This window comes from Pustulibacterium marinum (assembly GCF_900116665.1).
GTDB lineage: Bacteria > Bacteroidota > Bacteroidia > Flavobacteriales > Flavobacteriaceae > Pustulibacterium > Pustulibacterium marinum.
In genome coordinates this window covers 127,846-148,909 of sequence record NZ_FPBK01000009.1, presented here as the reverse complement: position 1 = coordinate 148,909, position 21,064 = coordinate 127,846, and the positions used below count along the sequence as shown (strand labels likewise).

The 21,064-nt window shown below is 37.9% G+C and carries 12 protein-coding genes; 6 read left to right on the top strand and 6 right to left on the bottom strand.

Annotated elements, in window-relative coordinates; genetic code table 11:
• Both BM383_RS12565 and BM383_RS12560 read right to left on the bottom strand, forming a co-directional pair.
• The gene (locus BM383_RS12565; protein ID WP_093025491.1) at positions 1–798 is read right to left on the bottom strand and encodes a hypothetical protein; all 798 of its coding nucleotides are present in this window, start codon (positions 796–798) and stop codon (positions 1–3) included.
• A gap of 148 nt (positions 799–946) precedes the next feature.
• On the bottom strand, positions 947–1,642 hold the full coding sequence (locus tag BM383_RS12560; protein WP_093025490.1) for a peptidase associated/transthyretin-like domain-containing protein: 696 nt from the start codon (positions 1,640–1,642) through the stop codon (positions 947–949).
• A 193-nt stretch (positions 1,643–1,835) separates the two neighbouring features.
• On the opposite strand from BM383_RS12560, the gene BM383_RS12555 reads away from it, so the two are divergent.
• Entirely contained in the window at positions 1,836–2,741 is a 906-nt protein-coding gene (locus BM383_RS12555; RefSeq protein WP_177229117.1) for a carboxypeptidase-like regulatory domain-containing protein, read from the top strand.
• A 13-nt stretch (positions 2,742–2,754) separates the two neighbouring features.
• On the opposite strand, the gene BM383_RS12550 is transcribed toward BM383_RS12555, so the two are convergent.
• Both BM383_RS12550 and BM383_RS12545 read right to left on the bottom strand, forming a co-directional pair.
• Positions 2,755–3,792 carry an isoaspartyl peptidase/L-asparaginase family protein gene (locus BM383_RS12550; RefSeq protein WP_093025488.1) on the bottom strand — a complete coding sequence of 346 codons (1,038 nt, stop codon included), beginning with the start codon at positions 3,790–3,792 and terminating at the stop codon, positions 2,755–2,757.
• Positions 3,793–3,864: 72 nt separating this feature from the next.
• Positions 3,865–4,530, bottom strand: a complete 666-nt coding sequence (locus tag BM383_RS12545) for a hypothetical protein (protein WP_093025487.1) — start codon at positions 4,528–4,530, stop codon at positions 3,865–3,867.
• A 144-nt stretch (positions 4,531–4,674) separates the two neighbouring features.
• On the opposite strand from BM383_RS12545, the gene BM383_RS12540 reads away from it, so the two are divergent.
• From BM383_RS12540 to BM383_RS12525, 4 genes are all read left to right on the top strand, one after another.
• Positions 4,675–5,220, top strand: coding sequence for a 3-hydroxyanthranilate 3,4-dioxygenase (locus BM383_RS12540; protein WP_093025486.1), 546 nt, complete (start codon positions 4,675–4,677; stop codon positions 5,218–5,220).
• 69 nt (positions 5,221–5,289) lie between these two features.
• Positions 5,290–6,843 (top strand): L-piperidine-6-carboxylate dehydrogenase, encoded by a 1,554-nt coding sequence (amaB, locus tag BM383_RS12535; protein WP_093025485.1) that lies wholly within the window; start codon positions 5,290–5,292, stop codon positions 6,841–6,843.
• 157 nt (positions 6,844–7,000) lie between these two features.
• Complete coding sequence (locus tag BM383_RS12530) at positions 7,001–11,209, top strand: T9SS type B sorting domain-containing protein (RefSeq protein WP_093025484.1); 4,209 nt, start codon at positions 7,001–7,003, stop codon at positions 11,207–11,209.
• Between the two features lie 232 nt (positions 11,210–11,441).
• The gene (locus BM383_RS12525; RefSeq protein WP_093025483.1) at positions 11,442–17,819 is read left to right on the top strand and encodes a lectin-like domain-containing protein; all 6,378 of its coding nucleotides are present in this window, start codon (positions 11,442–11,444) and stop codon (positions 17,817–17,819) included.
• A 71-nt stretch (positions 17,820–17,890) separates the two neighbouring features.
• Here BM383_RS12525 and BM383_RS12520 read toward each other — a convergent pair whose 3' ends face one another.
• Positions 17,891–18,904 (bottom strand): T9SS type A sorting domain-containing protein, encoded by a 1,014-nt coding sequence (locus tag BM383_RS12520; protein WP_093025482.1) that lies wholly within the window; start codon positions 18,902–18,904, stop codon positions 17,891–17,893.
• Between the two features lie 240 nt (positions 18,905–19,144).
• Between BM383_RS12520 and BM383_RS12515 the strand changes: the two genes are divergently transcribed.
• Positions 19,145–20,416 carry a DUF2254 domain-containing protein gene (locus tag BM383_RS12515; RefSeq protein ID WP_093025481.1) on the top strand — a complete coding sequence of 424 codons (1,272 nt, stop codon included), beginning with the start codon at positions 19,145–19,147 and terminating at the stop codon, positions 20,414–20,416.
• Between the two features lie 35 nt (positions 20,417–20,451).
• Here BM383_RS12515 and BM383_RS12510 read toward each other — a convergent pair whose 3' ends face one another.
• Complete coding sequence (locus BM383_RS12510) at positions 20,452–21,036, bottom strand: PhnA domain-containing protein (protein WP_093025480.1); 585 nt, start codon at positions 21,034–21,036, stop codon at positions 20,452–20,454.
• Between the last annotated feature and the right edge of the window lie 28 nt (positions 21,037–21,064).

Genomic DNA, 21,064 nt, shown 5'->3' with positions numbered 1-21,064 from the left:
TCACAAAACATCCCATATGCCCATAGCACTTCCTTTGGTGTGGGGAGACATACTCGTTTCTTCAGGATTTCCTTTGCCTAGTTTTAGCCCTACAAAGGCTATGATACTTACGTCTTTAGGCTTGTTGGGTACAGGGTTGGTAATGCTAAAGCTAACGCTTTCGGGTGTTTTGTTTAAGGGTATGCAATGGCTATAGGCGACACTGCTACAGCCATTCAGTTCGGGACAAAGAGGTTTGTAAGTTGCTTTTTTGCTTCTGGTGGTATAGTTTGAAACGGCTACCAACACTACAGTAAGGTGGGCATGCGTTGTGTCTTTGGGTTTGTAGCTAATCTTGTCTTTGGTAAGGGTAGTACTGATGTGGTAGGTAGTGGCATCTTCACTCAATTGAAAATGTATGTTTCCTCTAAAATACTTTCGCAACGGATATTCCTTATGCATGGAAAACTCGTATAAGGGAGTGTTGTGCTTTTGAATCTGAAGATTGCGATGGCCGGCAGTTCCGCCTTGTTCTTGTAATAGGTTCCTAATGGCTTTGGTGAGTCTGCTTGACATATAGGCATCTTGAAATTCCTTGAAAACAGGCTTGGTGGTAGTATTTCTAATAACGCCGCTTACTTTACTACTCAACCCAAACTCCTTGCTGTTGCAGCGCATTGGCTCATAAGTCGGGTCTTTGGCAATCTGTTCTTTGGTAGGAGCTGAAATTTTTCGTCTTATATATTTTTTCAAAGCCTTGTTCCAGTAGACTGAATACTTACCGCCATCATCATGGGGTCCAGAGGTATTTTTACTCATAGTATCATTTTTTAGGTTGTTTTTCTTACAAGATACTAAAAAATCATATAGAATGTTTATAATGATTTTGTTTTCAGTTGTTTATGAAACTAAAAAAGCACACCTTTTTTAAGATGTGCTTTTTAGACATTATTCTTTTGTAGGCGTCTTATTCCATAGCGGTGTACACCATATAGGTGGTACGACCGTTTTTCTCAAACTGTGATAAACCAGTAATTTGTTTTCGTTTTAACTTGTTGTTGAGTTCCGAAGCCGGAATTGCTTTGGTACCATTGATTGACACTTGATCCTTTGGAGAATTTAAAGCAATATAGCTAGTGTTACTTACCAAGTAAGTTTTATTATTTATGGTGAGTACACTTTGCTCATTACCACTTTTGGCAGTGTCTACCGCTTTGTAAAATTGTTGTTTTTCCTGAATTTCCTTAAAGTTGTTCTGAATCCCGGTAACGCTGAGGTCTGCGGTGCTTTTCAATTCAGAAAATGCTTTGCTGTTGCCATTGTCTTTTTTCATTCCTATATACAACGATGAGCTAAACCCATCTGGAAGATTTCCCCAGTGTTCTTTTTGAGAAAAATCGGCATACGTAGCTTTCTTAAATTGCAGGGTAAAATGCAATTCTCCCGTATCTGGCAAATCTTTTAAGGTGACTTTGTAATACCCTTTGGCATTTGTTTTTGACAGTAATTTGCCTTCCTGGTCATACACTTTGGCGTTGGACAATGGTTGCATGGTTTCGGAATCTACTACGAGTCCGGCAACAATGATACTGCGCGCTTGCGCAACAAGAGTTGTAGCCAAAAATGCAATGGCTGCTACTCCCAATTTGATAGATCTTTTCATAGCTATAAAGATTTGATTATATGAATATTAATTTTTTTATAAGTAACGAAAAGTCTATCGTAGATAGTGTGAGCGTTATCATAAAAAGATGCTAAAAAAAGCACATCCTTTTAAGGAATGGATATTTATGATAAGTTCGGTTTTTATATCGAAAAGTAATATCTTTAACCAGAACCTTAAATTGGTCATAGAGATGAAATTGTATGCATTTATGTTTGCTATGGTATGTTGGTTGTTTTCTGTTAGCACGGCTTCGCTAGCAGCCCAGTCATTGGAAGGCTACATAGTAGACAGTCTTACGGAAAAAGGATTGCCCTATGCAAATGTGAGTTTGAATTTGACTAATAAAGGGACTTCTACTTCCGAAGAAGGTCATTTTCTATTGTCCATAGCCACGTATACACCTCAAGACTCGCTAGTAATTTCCTTTATTGGCTATCAACCGCAAACCATTGCAGTAAGTGATGCTATGCAGCAAACGGAGTTATTGGTAAAGTTGCAACCCGAAGTCTCTGTTTTAGACGAGGTGGTCGTTACCAATTCGGCCATCGCCTACAGTGCGGGTACTGAAAATTTAGGGGTGCATCATAAAAAAACAGCGTATCCAATGTCGGTTCCTTTTGGGTATGAGGTAGCTACTTTAATAGACAATCCACAGCACAAAGCAGGCCGATTAGAAGCAATACAGTTCAAACTAAAAGAAAAGGAGAAAGAAGGCTATACCATTTTTAAGGCATATTTTAGGCTGTCTTTTTACGAAGTCAACAATGGTTTTCCTGGAACCTACTTGTCTTCTGCCAATATAATCATAGTGCCTGATGGCAGTAATACCGTAAAGATCCCTTTAGAAGCATACCACATTCGTTTTCCAGAAACAGGACTCTTTGTAGGGATAGAAACCATAGCTCCGGAAGATCACTCAGAACACAAAGGCATGTATCTTACCACGCCCAATATTCTCTTTACGCATACCGATACCCAACGCTATTTTAAACGGTACCGTGGTAAGGAATGGACACAGCAACAAAGCAAGTCTGTTTTTAAGCCAAAACTTTATAATGTACCGTATATGAAGTTAAAAGTACGGTATCGGAAGTGAGAAGTAAGTAATATTATTGTTTGTATATGCCAATTTTTAGTTCACCTTTGGCATTCATTGTTGCGCGGTACATACCTGCTGTATTGAATTCGATTACCATATTCCCTTGTTGGTCTAATCCTATAATTCCACCTGTGCCACCCATTGCAGTAAGTTTGTTTTGAATCACCTCCTTAGCCGCTTCTTGTAGGCTCACACCTTTATATTCCATCATGGCAGAAATATCGTGTGCTACCACTCCTCTTATAAAATATTCTCCCCATCCGGTTGACGAAATTCCACAAGTAGCATTGTTTGCATAGGTTCCTGCACCAATGATAGGCGAATCCCCAATACGGCTCCATTTTTTATTGGTCATTCCTCCGGTAGAAGTTCCTGCAGCAATATTTCCATTTTTATCAAGGGCGACACAACCAACAGTACCATATTTTGAATCCTTGATATACGGATCATAGGTTGCCGTAGTTCCTGCTTCATTGGCTTGTACGCGCTTTAGCGATTCCATTCGTTTTTTGGTGTAGAAATAGGAGGGATCTACAATTTCCAAGCCTTGCTCTTTTGCAAAGGTTTCAGCACCTGCGCCACTTAGCATTACATGTTCTGATTTTTCCATCACGGCTCTTGCCAAACTAATAGGACTTTTTACCGTAGTGACTCCGGCAACGGCACCAGCATTGAGCGTTTTACCTTCCATAATAGAAGCATCTAGTTCATTTTTGCCTTCCGCAGTAAAAACAGCACCTTTTGCCGAGTTGAAAAGTGGAGATTCCTCCATGACATGAATGGTAGCTTCCACCGCATCCAAACTATTTCCACCATTTTCCAAAATATGATATCCAGTACGTATAGCTTCTTCTAGTTTTGTTTTGTAAGCTACTTCCAGAGAGTCACTCATATTCTTTTTTAAAATAGTACCCGCACCTCCGTGTATGACAATTGCAAATGTAGTATCATTATTAGTTTCAGGGTCAGTTGTTTTTTCTGAAGTAGTGGTTTCACAGCTTATACACAAAAGCATTAATAGTACTATGGAAACAAAAGGATTTTTCATGGGGAACTTTTTTTAGGTTTTATAAAGGTATGATTTTTATTGTTTTTGGGATTAGATGGTGGGGCAGTGAACCTAAAGATATTCCAAGATTTTAAATTTACCTTTGAATAAGATTTCAATTAATGGTTCTTCAGACAGTTTTTCTAGCCAGTAAGAAATTGTTTTTTGAACATATTCAGGAACCGTGAAACTTTCCGTATAGTTTGAAAGTAAATTGTTGTCTAGATATGCGATTTCATCGACAGAAGTAAATTGGATTTTAGCAATAGTTATTATTTTTTTTTCATAAAAATCTAGTTGATTAGTAGTTGCTAAGTATTTTATGCAATCGCTTTTCGATTTAAAGAAAAAAATATAGTCTAGCCGATTTGAGTATTTCGTATTCACTTGTTTCGATAGAATAATTCTTGCTTTTTCAATGACGTATTCAAGGTAATTATTTTGAAAATCTGAATAAATTAAGAAGCCAGAATTTTTAATTGATTTTTTGAGAACCAAATAATCTTTTTGTTGCTTATTTTTTATTAAGTATAATCTATTCTTACTGAGCTCATCTCTTATTTCGAAAACTGACTTGTTATATCTTATTGAATATTCATGAATTAAATCAAAAATTGGAAACATTTTCTCTAATCTTTGTTTTTTGTCTTTATTGATTAATGTCTCAGAATCAATAATTTTATTAAGAGGGAATTTATTTACAACATTGATTATTTTATATGCAATCTGATTGTCCAAATTTAATTTTTTAATGAGGTTAGAAATTTCATTTAAAGTTAACTGCTAAATTTGTGTAAACTACCCTTTTCCGCTAATTTTCTATACGAAACTAGTAGGTGTGCTATTTATTCGTAATTTTATACGTCTAAATACAAACACAAAATGGCGATACAAAAACCATTCAACCTGCAACAATGGATTGAAGAAAACCGCGACCTGCTACAACCCCCGGTAGGAAACAAAAATCTATACAAAGAAATCTCTGAAGACTATATTGTGATGATCGTTGGCGGCCCAAATGCTCGTAAAGATTACCACTATAACGAAACTGAAGAACTGTTTTACCAGCTAGAAGGTACCATCAAAGTAGCTATTCAGGAAGACGGTGAAAAGAAAGTAATGGAGCTTGGTCCAGGTGATATGTATCTGCATCCGGCGCACGTACCGCATTCACCAATGCGTTCCGAAGGTTCTGTAGGCTTGGTGGTAGAGCGCAAACGTGCCGGCAAAGGTTTTACAGACGGTTTGTTGTGGCATTGCGACAATTGTAACCACAAGTTGTACGATGTGCGTTTTGAGTTGCACGATATTGAAAAAGATTTCTTGCCACACTTCAAACATTTCTATGGTTCAGAGGAATTGCGTACTTGTGACCAGTGCGGAACTGTTATGGAGGCCGACCCTAGATTTGTAGCTAAGGAAGACTAGTTTTCTTTTCAGGTTTAGAATGCCTATCTTCGTTACTGTTCATAACAAAATCTTATAAAAAAGTTTAAAATGTCACAAGTAGCGGAAAAATATAACATAGCTGAAGAATTAGTACATCTGAAAATTCAGCAACACAATCCCGGTACAGCAACCGGAAACGAGTGGTTTGGAGCTGGGGAAAGAATCACTTCTTATTCTCCGGTAGACGGCGCGCCTATTGCGTCGGTTACTACGACCACCCAAGAAGAATACGAAAAAGTAGTAGCTACCGCAGCCGCTGCTTTCAAAGTTTGGCGTACCACACCTGCACCACAGCGTGGTGAAATTGTACGTCAGTTTTCAGATAAATTACGTGAGTTCAAAGCGCCTTTAGGAAAATTGGTTTCCTATGAAATGGGGAAAAGTTTTCAGGAAGGTTTAGGCGAAGTACAAGAGATGATCGATATCTGTGATTTCGCAGTCGGGCTGTCGCGTCAGTTGCACGGACTTACCATGCACAGCGAGCGTCCGGGGCATCGCATGTACGAGCAATACCATCCGTTGGGCATTGTGGGTATTATTTCAGCCTTTAATTTCCCGGTAGCGGTGTGGAGTTGGAATACTGCACTAGCTTGGATTTGTGGCGATGTGTGTATTTGGAAACCTTCAGAAAAAACACCTTTAACCGGCGTAGCTTGTCAGCAACTGATCGCTGAGGTATTGAAAAAGAATAACCTTCCGGAAGGCATTTCGTGTTTGATCAATGGCGGTGCTGAGGTAGGCGCTATGATGACGGCCGACAAGCGTGTGCCGTTGATTTCGGCGACCGGTTCTACCCGAATGGGGAAAAAAGTAGCCTCGGTTGTGGGAGAACGTCTTGGGAAATCCTTGTTAGAATTGGGCGGAAACAACGCCATAATTGTAACTCCGGATGCAGATATTAAAATGACCGTTATTGGTGCTGTGTTTGGCGCTGTAGGTACTGCCGGCCAACGCTGTACTTCTACCCGTAGATTGATTGTACACGAAGATGTGTACGACACGGTGAAAGATGCTTTGGTAGCTGCATACGGTCAGTTGAAGATCGGAAATCCGTTAGATCAAAACAATCATGTAGGGCCAATTATCGATACCGATGCTGTTCAAATGTACTTGGATGCGTTGGAAAAAGTAAAGGCCGAAGGTGGTAACATCTTAGTGGAAGGTGGTGTTTTAGAGGGCGAAGGTTACGAAAGCGGTTGTTATGTGCAACCTGCCATAGCTGAAGCTGAAAATCATTACGAAATTGTACAGCACGAAACCTTTGCGCCTATTTTATATTTGATGAAATATTCGGGAGATGTGAGTAACGCTTTGGAACAACAGAACGGAGTAGCGCAAGGTTTGTCGTCTGCTATTATGACCAATAACTTACGCGAAGCCGAACGTTTCTTAAGTCATGAAGGATCTGATTGCGGTATCGCCAATGTGAATATTGGTACTTCCGGAGCAGAGATTGGTGGAGCGTTTGGCGGTGAAAAAGAAACCGGTGGCGGTAGAGAATCCGGTTCCGATGCCTGGAAAGTATATATGCGCAGACAAACCAATACCATCAACTATACTACAGAGTTACCTTTAGCACAAGGTATTAAGTTTGATTTGTAAGAGAGAATCTTGTATGTATACTAAAATTATAAAACTCCTGTTTTTATAAAAAGCAGGAGTTTCTTTTTGGGAAAACCTTTACAAACGACTTTCATTTTTGTTAACTTTGAAACTTTTAAATAACATTTCTTTACATATTTAACCAGCCAAACCGCTCATGAAAATAAAACTATGTATAACCTTTTTATTGGTATGTGCTTTTCAAGTTGTTCGATCTCAGGATGTTTCCGGTATCGTTAACTTTGTATGTACAGACCAAGATCTCTTAGCGGAATCTCCTGGGAGTACAGGAATTAATACTATATTCACTCCTTGTTCTAATTCTGCCTTGACAGATAATTTGTCGTTCTATCTGGTGCAGGTACAGTCGGGTTCAACGTTTACTTTTTTATTGACTCCTGAGAATAATATCGATTTTGATTTTGTCTCATGGAAAAACCCGGATTTGAGTAATTTGGGTACAGCAGATAGAGGCTCTCAAAACAACCCAACGAATGTTGGGATTTATACTATTGGATTGGACTTGGATGCCACCGAACTATGTGAAGGAGCAGGTGTAGATGGTATGCCAGATCCTGGTTTGGTTCGTTATTATGATGTAGTACCTGGAGATATTATTTTGATCGCCATTGATAGGTGGTCTGGTACACAATCAGGATTTACGTTATCCTTTGGAGGAGATGCAGTGTTAGATTGTGTTTATGAGGGTGAAGATTACTATGCTTGTGATAATGATGGAGATGGTAGTGCGGAGTTTGACCTAGATACCATTGCAGATGCTATTGCCTCGGGTAGTGACGACATCAGTATTACTTTTTATGATAATCAAGAATCTGCTGAGGTATTGGGAACAGATAATTTAAATACACCCTATACTTTGAATGCATCGGAAAGCCCTATGGATGTATACGCGAGTGTCACCAATGAAGACGGAGCGATTACTATGATTCAGCACATTACCTTCAATGTAAATAGTGCACCTGCGGCTAATGAAGTTGCGGATTATATTATATGTGATTCCGGTGCTTTAGATGGTTATGCTACATTTGATTTAACGGCCGTAGAGGCTGAAATGATTTCTGATAATACCGGTTTTACCATTACATATTATCAAAATCAAGCCGGAGCTGAGAATCAAGTGAGTCCTATCACCACTCCAGAAGCATATACCAATACGCAAGCTTATGAGCAAGAAGTATTTGCTAGACTAGAAGATGATACCTATGGATGTTTTACGATTGTTCCTTTTCAATTAGTCGTTTCAGCGCCGGAAATTGGTACTTTGGAACCCCTTTCATTGTGTGATGATGAAAACAATGATGGTTTTGAAACCTTTGATCTAACGCTTCAAGATACCAATGTTCTTGATGATGAAGCAACAGCAGATTATTCTATTACGTATTACGAAACAGAAACTGCTGCCATTGATGGAGATACAGCCTTGGCTATTTCAACTCCAGAAGCGTATACAAATACGGTGGAAAATGAACAAACTATTTATGTGAGGTTAGAGGAATTAAGCACGGGTTGCTACAATGTAGCGTCCTTTGTAATTGAAGTACTTGGTGCTCCAGAAACTATAATTCCTACTCCTTTGTATGGATGTGATGATGCCACTATGGATGGTATGGTAACGTTTATGCTTACAGAAAAGAATGCTGAAATTGTAAATGGCCAACAAAATATTAGTGTGACGTATTACGCTTCTCAAGAGGATTTGGAGAATGAACAAAATCCATTGCCAAGTTCTTATACCAATGTGCAAACACCCACACAAACGTTATATGTATTATTAGAGAATGTCATAGCGGGCTGTCAAAGTACCACCACCCTTCAATTAGTAGTATCCACACCACCCGTTGCTGTGGCGCCAGCGCCAATGGAATTCTGTGATCCGGACAATGACGGTTATGGCGAATTTGACATAGATGCAGTAGTTAGTGAAGTAGTTCCAGATGACGGAGACTATATTGTAACGGTTCACGAAACTGAATCGGATGCCGATACAAATGTCAATGCCTTTGAAAGCATGTATGAAAACATTTATCCAAATGATCAAACCATGTATGTACGTGTAGAAGATGCTATCACGGGCTGTTATGATGTAGCACCTTTAGAACTGATCGTACATCCAACCCCTGTAGTACCGGTTAATTTAGAGCCTTTGGAAATTTGTGATGATTCAGTAGCCGATGGCTTAGCAGAGTTTGATTTGAGTCTTCAAAACGAAGCAGTTTACGGCACTCAGAGTACTTCAGAGTTTAGTATTAGCTACCACGCAACCGAAGATGATGCGATAGCTGATCAGAGTCCTTTACCAACATACTATACCAACATCACCCCATTTTTACAAACCATTTACGTACGTTTAGAAACCAACGCTACGGGTTGTTACACGGTGCGAGAGTTTGATCTTATCGTACATCCAAATCCAGTGATCAATCCAGATTATGACAACGAACTAGCTTTGTGTGATGATTTTGGAGAAGATGGTGATGAAACTTTAATATTCGATCTTACTGTAGAAAATGAAGAAGTAACCGGTGGCGTAGATGGTTATATGGTGCTATATTACGAAACCTTGGCAGATGCAGAGAACAATACCAACCAGATTATTCCAGATACAGCTTATACAAATCTTGAAAATCCACAAACTGTTTTTGTACGTGTAGAAGATGCTATTACAGGTTGTACTTCGTTCACCACAGTAACCTTACGCGTATTGAACAATCCAACACCATTATCAGAAATCGATGCTTTAGAAGCTTGTGACGATGATGATGATGGAGATGAAAACAACGGCCAAACGGTATTCGATTTAACGATTGATGAGTTGGCTATTTTAAATGGCGAAACAGGAGTAACGCCAACGTATTACGAAAGTTATGACGATGCTTTTGCAGGTACGAATGCTATTTCGAATCCTGAAAGTTATTACAATGTTTCTCAATACAACCAAACTATTTATGTAGCAGTCACCAACGACGCAACGGGTTGTTTGACTATTACCGATTTTGAATTAATCGTTCATCCATTACCAGAAGTAACCGAAGAACCAATGTATTATTTATGTGAAGTAGACAACAATGATGTAGCAACCATTCCCCTGACCGATATGGATAGCTTTGTGTTAGACGGTGGAGATGCTACTGATTTAGAAATCACCTACCACACTACGGAAGCCTACGCAGAAGCCGGAACCCACGAAATTGTTGGGGCCATCACCGTAAATGGCACCATGACTATCTACGCACGAGTAGAAGATCTTGTTACAGGTTGTGCACAAACCGTAGGCTACGAAATAGACATAGAACAAGCGCCACTAGCGGGTCAACCAGAAGCCTATGCATTATGTGAAAGCTTAACCGAAGATGGTTATTACAACAATGATGGGGTAGAAATATTCGATCTAACAACTCTAGAAGAAACCATCTTAGACGGTCAAGATCCCAACGGATATACGGTAAGTTTCTATGAAACTTATGATAATGCCTTAGCGCAAATCAGTGCTATTGAAGAGGAAGGTGTAGCGGCTTACGAAAGTGCTGGTCAAATTATCTATGCAGTTGTCACTAATAATGATACGGGTTGTACCAACGGAGAACCAATCGAAATTGAATTGATTGTAGAGCCAATGCCAGAAGTAACTTTAGAATTGAAAAATAGCGGAATCATCTGTATCGATGCAACTGATAATCCAGTTATCGGAACTGATTTAGGTTCAGGATACACGTATGAATGGAGTACCGGAGCAACCACGCCAACCATCGAAGTAACCCAAGGTGGGGAGTATTTTGTTACGGTAACCAATACCAACAGTATCAATCAATGTAGCTATACTAGTAACTCAGTAATTTTTGAAGAAGCATCGCTACCAAGTGTAACGCCAACAGTGATTCAATCAGAAATGTTCAGCGGTAACAACACCGTAGAAGTAACCGCTAACGGATCCGGAAGTTCAGCATATGAATACCAGTTAGACGACAATCCTGTGCAAGACAGTGGCTTATTTACAAATGTAGAACCGGGAGTTCATACAGTAACCATCACCGAAGTAAACGGCTGTGGAAGCTTAACTATCGAAGTAAGTGTTGTAGATTATATGAAGTACTTCACTCCAAACGGAGATGGTGTCAATGATACCTGGAGAATCATCGGATTAGAAAATCAGGAGAATGCTCAGGTATTCATTTTTGACCGTTATGGGAAATTAATAAAACAGCTAAACGCTACCAGCGAAGGTTGGGACGGAACGTACAATGGAAAAATACTCACTTCCAATGACTATTGGTTCAAAGTTGTGTATACCGAACCAAGCACTGGAGAAGTGAAAGAGTACACCGATCACTTTGCGATGAAGAAGTAAGTTTTATAGAAACTCTTAGAGAAGTAATAAAGAATCCCGAGCCGTTGCTTGGGATTTTAGTTTTCTATGCTTTGTTGCTTAAATCTGTTAAAAATCAAACAAAAGTACATCAATGAGTATGTTTATTCGCTTCATAACACGTATGTGATACTAAATTATGATGATTTGAATGTGGTCAAACTTTTAAAAATAACTAATTTTCCGCTCCAACTAAAAAAACCATCCAACCAATATGAAATTCAAAAATTATCTAACCGTAATTTTAGTGTTTTTCTCGTGTATTGTTTTCTCTCAAACGACATCAAATGATGAGTGTTCAAACGCTACGACACTACAAGTTAATGATGATGATCAATGTACAGATGTAACCAATGTGACTTTTACCAATGCAACAGTTTCTTCGGAAGATAACAGTTGTGCCGATACAAACAGTGGCGATTTGTGGTATCAATTTACCGCAACTTCAAATACACATCAAATTGAAATTGTAAATCCAAACGGAGGGAATTTAGGAAGCACTTTTGACGAGGTTGTACTTACATTGTATTCGGGTACTTGTTCAAGTTTAACAGAATTGTACTGTACAAGCCTCAATAATATTTTAGCAACGGATCTTGAAGTAGGAATTTCTTATTTACTACGAGTTACGGATAACTCTACAGCAGTTAATGCAACCAACTTTGATTTGTGTGTCAATGTCCCAGAACTTCCTGCAAATGTAGATAGTTTTTCATGTGCCATTAGAACCATCAATAGTGATTTTGAATCACCGGTTGTTATAGGTATATACCCTCCTCAAATAGATCAAGATATGATGCAAGGTTGGAGAACTACCGCTACATCAGGGTTGATAGAAGTATGGCCGGTACCTAATTTTGAAGATGTACCTGGTTTTTCAGGAAGTCAATTTGTAGAATTGAATGCAGATGAAGATGCAGGGATTTATCAAGATTATGAAACACCGTTGTCAACCTCTTTTACCTATAGTTTTGCGCATAGAGCAAGAGCTGCAGGTTTTGATGTTTGTCAAATTTTATCAGGGCCTCCCGGCGGTCCTTACGAAGTAGTAGATACATTTTCTACAAACAATGCAGCATGGGTTTATTATAGTGGAAACTATACTTCGCCAGACTCCCAACCCATTACGCGTTTTATTTTTGAAGCGGTTTCAACAGCCGGTGGAGACCCAACTGTGGGGAACTTTTTGGATGCTGTGAGTATTACAGCAAACAATGGAATTCTTACTGAAAACCCATATACAATAGATTGTTCTAATGCTGAAGTGGAGGTGGAAGCTGCAGGTGGTGGTAACTGGATTGCTGCCGATGATAACCCAGGTGAAACAGTGATTGTCGATCCAAACTCAAATACAACAACTATTAGTGGATTCAGTATTCCGGGAACGTATCATTATACCTGGAATGGAACCTATTGTGTGTCAGAACTGGAAGTAGTATTTCAAGGTTTCAATTTGAGTTTTTCCTATGGTGAAGACGCCGTTTGTCAAGGTTCAGAAAACATAATACCAACACTTGCTGATGGTTTTTATGAAGGTGGAACTTTTACTTCGGAAGACGGATTGGTTATAGACGCAACAACGGGTGAAGTAAATGTAACAGATAGTACTCCCGGAACCTACAATATAACCTATACCATTGTACCTCCAGATGATGTAGAAACAGAATGTGACACGTCTAATTCTTATGAAATTACCATTGGTACAGTTCCTGAAGTTTCAGCTATTGAAGATTATCTTTTATGTGGAGAAACACCCAATGAAGGGTATGCAAATTTCAATCTGACCTCTAAAGAAGACGAAATTTTAAATGGACAAACTGGGGTAGAGGTAACGTATTATTACACAGCGGAAGATGCAGAAAATGCAACCGATGCTTTTTCAGTTCCTCAGACCTATGAAAACGAAGAAGAATTTCAGCAAACCATCTATGTTCGTTTAGAAGAAACAAATTCTGGTTGTTACAGTACTACGAGTTTTAATATTGTGGTGAATATGCTTCCGGAGGTAACCGAAATAGAAGATCTATATATCTGTGATGATGGTAGCGGAACGGTAACTTTAGATTTGAATACTCAACTTACGCAGATTTTAAACGGACAAAGTACAGACGATTTTACGGCTTCAGTATATGAGAACGAAGCAGATGCCCTTGCGGCAACCAATGCAATTAGTAGTATTGATGCATACGAAATTCCTTCAGAATCTGTAGCAACCTTATATGTTAGGGTAGAAAATACAATTAATAGCGATTGTTATGCAACCACAAGTTTTACGGTAAATTCCTATTCAACTCCTGTAATTAATCAACCAGAAGATATCTTAGAATGTTTATCAGATGATTCAGGAATTGCATCTTTTGATACTTCGGGAGTTACCGAAAGTATTATTGGTGATATGGAAGGCGTTTCTATTCAGTATTTTGATGAAGACGGAAACTTAATTGGAGACGAATTGCCAAATCCATATGAATCTGCTTCACAAACTATAACAGCCAATGTAACCGATTCGTATTCCGTTTGTTATGAATTTGAGTCAACAGATTTTACGTTGAATGATGATGCAGTACTGCTTTCTGATGACGAGACCATACGTTTAACTGCAAATCAATCTGGTCAAAACGGAAGTGCCTGGGCAGATATCATGTTAGATCTATCGGAAGATTTTACTGTGGAAAGTGAAATGTATTTTGGGAATAATGATGCTGGTGCAGATGGAATGGCATTTGTAATTCAACCACTATCTGTAAATGCCGGATCTCTAGGTGGCGGACTTGGATTTGCTGGGATTTCTCCTTCTTTTGCTGTGGAGTTTGATACATATGATAATGGAGTTAGTGTAGATCCAATTAGTAATGACCATATAGCTCTTATTCAAGACGGGAACCCTCAGAATGTAGCGGCACATTCTGCTATTACTCCCTACTATAATGCAGGGAATTTAGAAGACGGAGCTTGGCATAGCGCCATATTCCATTGGGATGTAGAAGCGCAAACTTTTACAGTAACTTTTGATGGTTCTCTAGTTATCAATGCTACTATAGATATTACTAATGAAGTGTTTGATGGTTCTCCTTATGTTTACTGGGGGTTTACTGGAGCAACAGGTGCAGCTTATAACCTGCAACAAGTAAGAGTGTTAGATTACTGTGTGGCACAAGAAGATATTGGTTGTACAGCTTCTGTATCTTTTGACCTGATAGCCTCTCATGCTCTTGAAGTAGGTTCATTAGATACTATAGAAGTTTGTGATGATAGTAGTAACAATGGTATAGAATCATTTGATTTAACACAGTATGAAACGGAAATTTTCAACGGTTATGAAGATGACTTCACCATATCTTATTTCACATCAGAAGAAGATGCCATTGCAAGTAACAATGCTATTGCCAACCCTTCAAGCTTTAATAATACCGTTGAAGGAGGACAAACCATATACATCCGTTTGGATAACAATGATACTTCTTGTGTCAGCTTTGCTTCATTCGATATTCAGATCAATCCAGTTCCAGAGGTTATAGTTCCTTATCCATATTATGGGTGTGATCAAGACCAAGACGGGTACTACGATTATGAGTTGAATACCATGAATGCTGAAATATTAAACGGACAAACCAATATTTCAGTTACCTATTATTCTACTTTAGAAGATGCTCAAGCTGCAACAAGTGCGTTGCCAGATGTGTATACCAACACACAGACGCCAGATGAGACAATCTATGTGAGATTAGAAAATACCATTACTGGGTGTTACAATACCACAACTTTAGAGTTAAAAATAGCAGAGATACCAGATACCTTAGCTGCAGGTTCTATAGAAGAATGTGATATAGACCATGATGGTTTTGCTGAGTTTGATATTGAAAGTATCAATAATGGGATACTACCAAATAACGGACAGCAATATTATATTTCGTACCACGAAACGTATGAGGATGCTGAAGATGGAGTGAATACAATATCCAGTATGTATCAGAATATTACTCCAGATCAACAAACCGTTTATATACGAATAGAACATGCGGTTTCGGGTTGTTTTTCTATAGAACCTTTAGAACTTATTGTAAACCCAACGCCTCCAAATGATGTGGTTTTGGATGCATTGACCTATTGTGATCCGGATAACGATGGTTTTGGTTCTTTTGATATTGAAAGTATGGCTGAAGCTGCCATTACAGATTCCAGTGCTAATTATGAGGTTTCCTTCTTCGAAACTTATATTGATGCTACAACAGCAACCAATGAGCTAACAAGCATGTATGATAACATAGTGCCTTACTTACAAACTATTTACATTCGTTTAACGTGGGATGTAAACTCATGTGTTTCTGTTATTCCATTAGATTTGATTGTTCAAAATACGCCGGTTGTTTCGGCCAATTTACCAGATTTGGAGATCTGTGATGATAGTGTAGTAGATGGTTTAGCGGAGTTCGATTTAACTCTGGAAAATGATGCTGTGTATGTAGATCAAAGTACTTCAGATTTTAGCATCAGTTATTATCAAACAGAAGCAGAGGCTGTATTGGGAGAAAACTCGTTGCCATTGAATTACACCAATGTTAACCCTTATCAACAAACAATCTATGTACGTTTGGAAAACAATACTACCGGATGTTTCACTGTAAGAGCATTTGATTTATTGGTGCATGAAAACCCGGTGATCAATCCAAATTATGATTATGATTTAGCCTTGTGTGATGATTTTGGAGAAGAAGGTGATGAAACGCTGGTCTTTGATCTTACATGGGAAAAAGATGAAATTACAGGGGATGTTGGTGGGTATTCGGTGCATTTCTTTGAATCTATGGCAGATGCTCAAAACAATGTAAATGAAATTCCAGATGATACGGCTTATACCAATTACGCGAATCCTCAAAACCTATACGTGCGTGTAGAAGATGTAATTACCGGCTGTACCACATTTACAACTGTAACATTACGTGTGTTGAACAATCCTACACCTTTAGCAGCTATGGAGCCATTGGAAGCATGTGATGATGATTTAGATGGAGACGAAAATAACGGTCAGGTGGTTTTTGATCTTATGCAAGACGAATTAGCATTATTAAATGGAGAATCGGGAGTGTCAGCAACCTATTATGAAAGTTACGAAGATGCTTTTGAAGGTGCTAATGCTATTGCTAATCCAGAGGCTTATTATAATGTTTCTTCCTACAATCAAACTATTTATGTAGGGGTTACCAATGATGTTACAGGATGTTTAACCATTGTAGATTTTGATTTGATAGTACATCCGTTACCAGAGGTTACAGATGCAAACTTCTTTTATGTTTGTGAGCTAGATAATAATGATATTGAAAAAGTATTATTAACAGACATGGATAGTTTTGTAGTAGATGGTGGTTCCTTGGACGGATTAGAAATTAGCTATTACGCTACAGAAGCTGCTGCTGAAGCTGGTTATCCAATGATTATTGGTCCTTATGTAGATGTTTATGGAACCTTAGAAATGTATGCTCGTGTAGAAGATTTAGAAACCGGATGTATACAAGTGGTAGCTTATACTATGGATATAGAACAAGCACCATTGGCAGCAACTCCCGGGATATATGCAGTTTGTGAAAGCCTTACAGAAGATGGTTATTACAATAATGATGGTGTAGAAATATTTGATTTGACATCTTTGGAATCTACTATTTTGATGGGGCAGGATCCAAACGGATATACGGTAACTTTTTATGAAACCTACGACAATGCCTTAGCACAAATAAGTCCGATCACTGATGAAGATGCAGCAGCATATGAATCTGAAAGTACTTTTATTTATGCAGTAGTCACTAATAATACCACGGGTTGTACCAATGGAGAACCTATAGAGATAGAATTATTGGTTGAACCAATGCCAGAAGTAACCTTAGAAATAGTGAATGATGGTATTGTATGTATCGATGCTACAAATAATCCTGTCATTGGTACCGACTTAGGTTTTGGGTATACTTATCTATGGAGTAATGGCGCCACAACTCCTACGATAGAAGTAACTCAAGGTGGAGACTATTATGTGACCATTACAACATCAGAGAGTGTTAATCAATGTAGTTATACCACCAATACAGTTACCTATGAGGAAGCTTCGTTGCCAAGTGTTACACCTACTATTATTCAGTCAGAAATCTTTAGTGATAACAATACTATTGAAGTATTAGCAAATGGGGCTGGTGTTTCAACCTATGAATACCAATTGGATGACAACATTGCTCAAGATTCTAATATATTTACTAATGTTGAACCAGGCGTACATACCGTAACTATTATAGAAGTGAATGGTTGTGGTAGTCTTTCAATAGAAGTAAGCGTTATAGATTACATGAAGTACTTTACACCTAATGGCGATGGCGTAAATGATAAGTGGAGAATCATAGGGTTGGAAAGTCAGGAAAATGCAATAGTATTTATCTTCGACAGACAAGGAAAACTACTAAAACAAATGAGTGCAACCAGCCAAGGTTGGGATGGTATGTATAATGGAGTTTTAATGCCGTCCAATGATTATTGGTTTAAGGTAGTGTATACAGAATCTAGTACAGGTGAAGTTAGAGAATTTCAAAGTCACTTCTCTTTAAAACTATAATAAAAAATATAGCTACAAAAAAGCCTCCTTAATGGAGGCTTTTTTGTAGCTATATATGCATTCAATACATATTAGTATTTAATAAACTTCTTAGTTAAAGTACTTCCAGTTTCTCCTGTTAGTTGCACAAAGTATACACCACTAGCGAGCTGAGAAACATCTATAGCGCCAAATGATTTTGACTCCTTTAGTAATGCTCCATTCAAATTGTAAATACGAACGTTTTCAATTGGCTTATCACTAGAAATGTGCAGTACATCTTTTACCGGATTGGGATAACATTCAATAGTAGCATAAGCAAAATCATCATTTGCTAAAAAGTTGAAGGTACAGTTATCGTTCATTTGGATATCCCAAGATTTGCTTTGTTGGCATCCACTTAAACAATCGCCTGCATACAAGAAAAATTGGTAGGTTTCTGTATCTGTGTTGTAAATAATATCTGCAACTTCTACATAGTTATCTTCGTTCCAAGGACCCGAAATACTATATAAAACTCCGTCATAGTTAAAAGCTTCATCAAAACTGATGTAACCTTCTGCATTTTCTATTCCTTCAATATTTAAAAAATCATTTTCTAAGGCAGTCATGTTTATAACATCATCTGTCTTTAAAGAAAACCAAGTACAGCTACAAGTAGAAAAATCTTGATAGTTGTCAATAGTGAAGTCATAGGTGTTCATTAATGCATCTAATTCAGCAACTCCGGAAACTCCGGTGTTTTTATAATTAGTCAACCATTCCGTATCTGCGCTTACACTAAATTTAAAGTTGTTATATGGAGTAATGTTGGTATAAGCCGGATTGGCATGAATTTGAAATTGAACAAAAACAGAATCTACATCTGCGATACTTTGTACATTGGAATAGATGACAGATAAATCCTCTAAATAGGGCTGATATCTGCTTTGAGGAATTTCAGGATTGTCATAATCTACATCGTTCGGATCACTTAAAATCTCACGTAATGCTAGTATTTTTGCATCTTTGATATAGTTTGTAGTGATGAAACTGGATGTTTCACATTGCGCGTTTGCAAAGAATATGCTCATTAGCATACCTAATAATAGTAGTTTTTTTTTCATAGCATTGGTATTAATTGATGAAAATTTTTACAAAGCTAAGAGAAAAAAGTTATATTTTTATACGCTTTTCCGTAATAGAGTTAACTTTAACATCTTTTCTAAGATAACAGCCTTAAAAAGTCTATAAAACTACTCTTTGGTGTAAAATTTAACATTTAACGTAATTTGAAGTTTACTATTTGTTAATAACTCTGATCAAAGCAACAATACTTGATAGTTTTGTACATTACATCCTTTGCTATGATCAAGTTAAGAAATAAGATCTATCACCTTTACTATTATCTCGAAAGTAAAATTGCGTTTTATCCCAGTGTAATCACACTCATAGGAATTTTGTTTACCGGAGTGATGTTCTATGCCGAAAGTATGCATGTAAGCAATTGGGTTGTAGCTGTCATACCTCAGTTGGAAATTAAAGATCCCGATACGGCCAAGACATTATTGAGTACCATTATTGGCGTACTCATTTCGCTCATGGTATTTAGTTTCTCAATGGTAATGGTGGTGCTAAATCAAGCTTCATCTAATTTTTCACCACGATTACTCCCAGGATTAATTTCAAACAAAAATCACCAATACGTTCTAGGAATATATTTGGCTACCATTGTATATGGTATTCTTATATTTCTTTCGGTTGAATCGGGTTCCGATAAAAATCAGTTACCTATTTTTTCAGTTCTCATGGCCATTTTGTTTACGATTCTTTGCTTGGCATTGTTCATTTATTTTATTCACTCGATCTCACAGGCCATTCAAGTAAATAATATTGTAAAGCGAATTTATTTGGCCGCAAGCAATCGCATACAATTATTAATAGATGCAGAAAAGAAGCAGGTTCCCAATTTCAATTTTGAAGAATGGCATACTTATAAAGCAGAAGAAATAGGTTATTATGGTGGTTTGAACGATAGAAGCCTTCGGAAATTAATGAAAGAGAAGGAAGATTTGCATATCAAAATGCTTCCGTATAAGGGAAAATTTATTCAGAAAGAAGAACCTCTTTTTGCTACCAATAAATCACTAGAAAGGGAAGAAGTGAACGAAATATTGAGTTGTTTTCAATACACAGATGGCGAATTTGTGAACGAAAACTACGTGTTGGCATTCAAACAACTTACCGAAATTGCGGTAAAAGCAATGTCTCCGGGAATCAATGATCCCGGAACGGCGGTGTTGTGTTTTGATTATTTGACGGTATTGCTAAACATGCGAATGCAACTTTCAAATGATATGAATATTGAATGCTATGATGATCAATATCTGTTGAAAACTACCATTTCTTTTGAAGATATTCTAAGTCTGATGTTTGTGGAATTTAGACGCTATTGCAGTGAAGATTTGGTAATGATATTAAAAATGAATGAATTACTTCAGTATTTACAGCAACAAGCTCACTGTACTTCTATATATCAAAAAGCGATTACAAAAGAAGTTCATAAATTAAAAACAGAAGCTCTGGGAAAATTGGTAAACGAAGCGGATAAGCGTGTGGTGGAAAATAGTCTAAACTAAAAACTCCCGAACAAAGTTCAGGAGTTTAATTTAAGTTATTTTGTCTTCTTCACGTATTGCGTGAGGATAACTATATGTTGATTTTCTACGCGACCTTCAATTTGTTCGGCGTTGTCCCAAACCAATGAAATACGATGAACAGGCGTTCCGCGTTTGGCTGTGAAGTTGGCTCCTTTTACATCAAGGTCTTTGATAAGTACTACCGAATCTCCGTCTTGTAAAATATTACCATTGCTGTCTTTGTGAACAATTTTATCTTCATCGTCGTCTGCTTCTCCTGTAGCTTTTGCCCACTCCAGTGATTCCTCGTCAAGATACATCATATCTAGCAAATCTTGTGGCCAACCTTCTGCTCTTAATCTGCTTAACATTCTCCAAGCAACTATTTGTACTGGTAAATGTTCGCTCCACATACTATCATTTAGGCAACGCCAATGATTCGCATCGGTGGTTTCAGGATCTTCTATTTGCGTAATACAGGTTTTACAAGCAAGAATGCTATTATCTAGACTTTCTTCCTCTTGAGGCGGAACGTTGTACACACTTAAATCGTGCTCGTTTCCACATAATTCGCATTTGCTATTACTGCGATCTTTTAATCTTTTTTCGAGTACACTCATTATGATAGGCTATTTGACGGCAAAAATA

Excerpts from the sequence above, each read along its gene's own strand:
- BM383_RS12560 (WP_093025490.1), bottom strand. The coding sequence starts at position 1,642 with ATGAAAAGATCTATCAAATTGGGAGTAGCAGCCATTGCATTTTTGGCT.
- BM383_RS12550 (WP_093025488.1), bottom strand. The coding sequence starts at position 3,792 with ATGAAAAATCCTTTTGTTTCCATAGTACTATTAATGCTTTTGTGTATA.
- BM383_RS12565 (WP_093025491.1), bottom strand. The coding sequence starts at position 798 with ATGAGTAAAAATACCTCTGGACCCCATGATGATGGCGGTAAGTATTCA.
- BM383_RS12530 (WP_093025484.1), top strand. The coding sequence starts at position 7,001 with ATGAAAATAAAACTATGTATAACCTTTTTATTGGTATGTGCTTTTCAA.
- BM383_RS12520 (WP_093025482.1), bottom strand. The coding sequence starts at position 18,904 with ATGAAAAAAAAACTACTATTATTAGGTATGCTAATGAGCATATTCTTT.
- BM383_RS12525 (WP_093025483.1), top strand. The coding sequence starts at position 11,442 with ATGAAATTCAAAAATTATCTAACCGTAATTTTAGTGTTTTTCTCGTGT.
- BM383_RS12555 (WP_177229117.1), top strand. The coding sequence starts at position 1,836 with ATGAAATTGTATGCATTTATGTTTGCTATGGTATGTTGGTTGTTTTCT.
- BM383_RS12510 (WP_093025480.1), bottom strand. The coding sequence starts at position 21,036 with ATGAGTGTACTCGAAAAAAGATTAAAAGATCGCAGTAATAGCAAATGC.
- BM383_RS12540 (WP_093025486.1), top strand. The coding sequence starts at position 4,675 with ATGGCGATACAAAAACCATTCAACCTGCAACAATGGATTGAAGAAAAC.
- BM383_RS12515 (WP_093025481.1), top strand. The coding sequence starts at position 19,145 with ATGATCAAGTTAAGAAATAAGATCTATCACCTTTACTATTATCTCGAA.
- amaB (WP_093025485.1), top strand. The coding sequence starts at position 5,290 with ATGTCACAAGTAGCGGAAAAATATAACATAGCTGAAGAATTAGTACAT.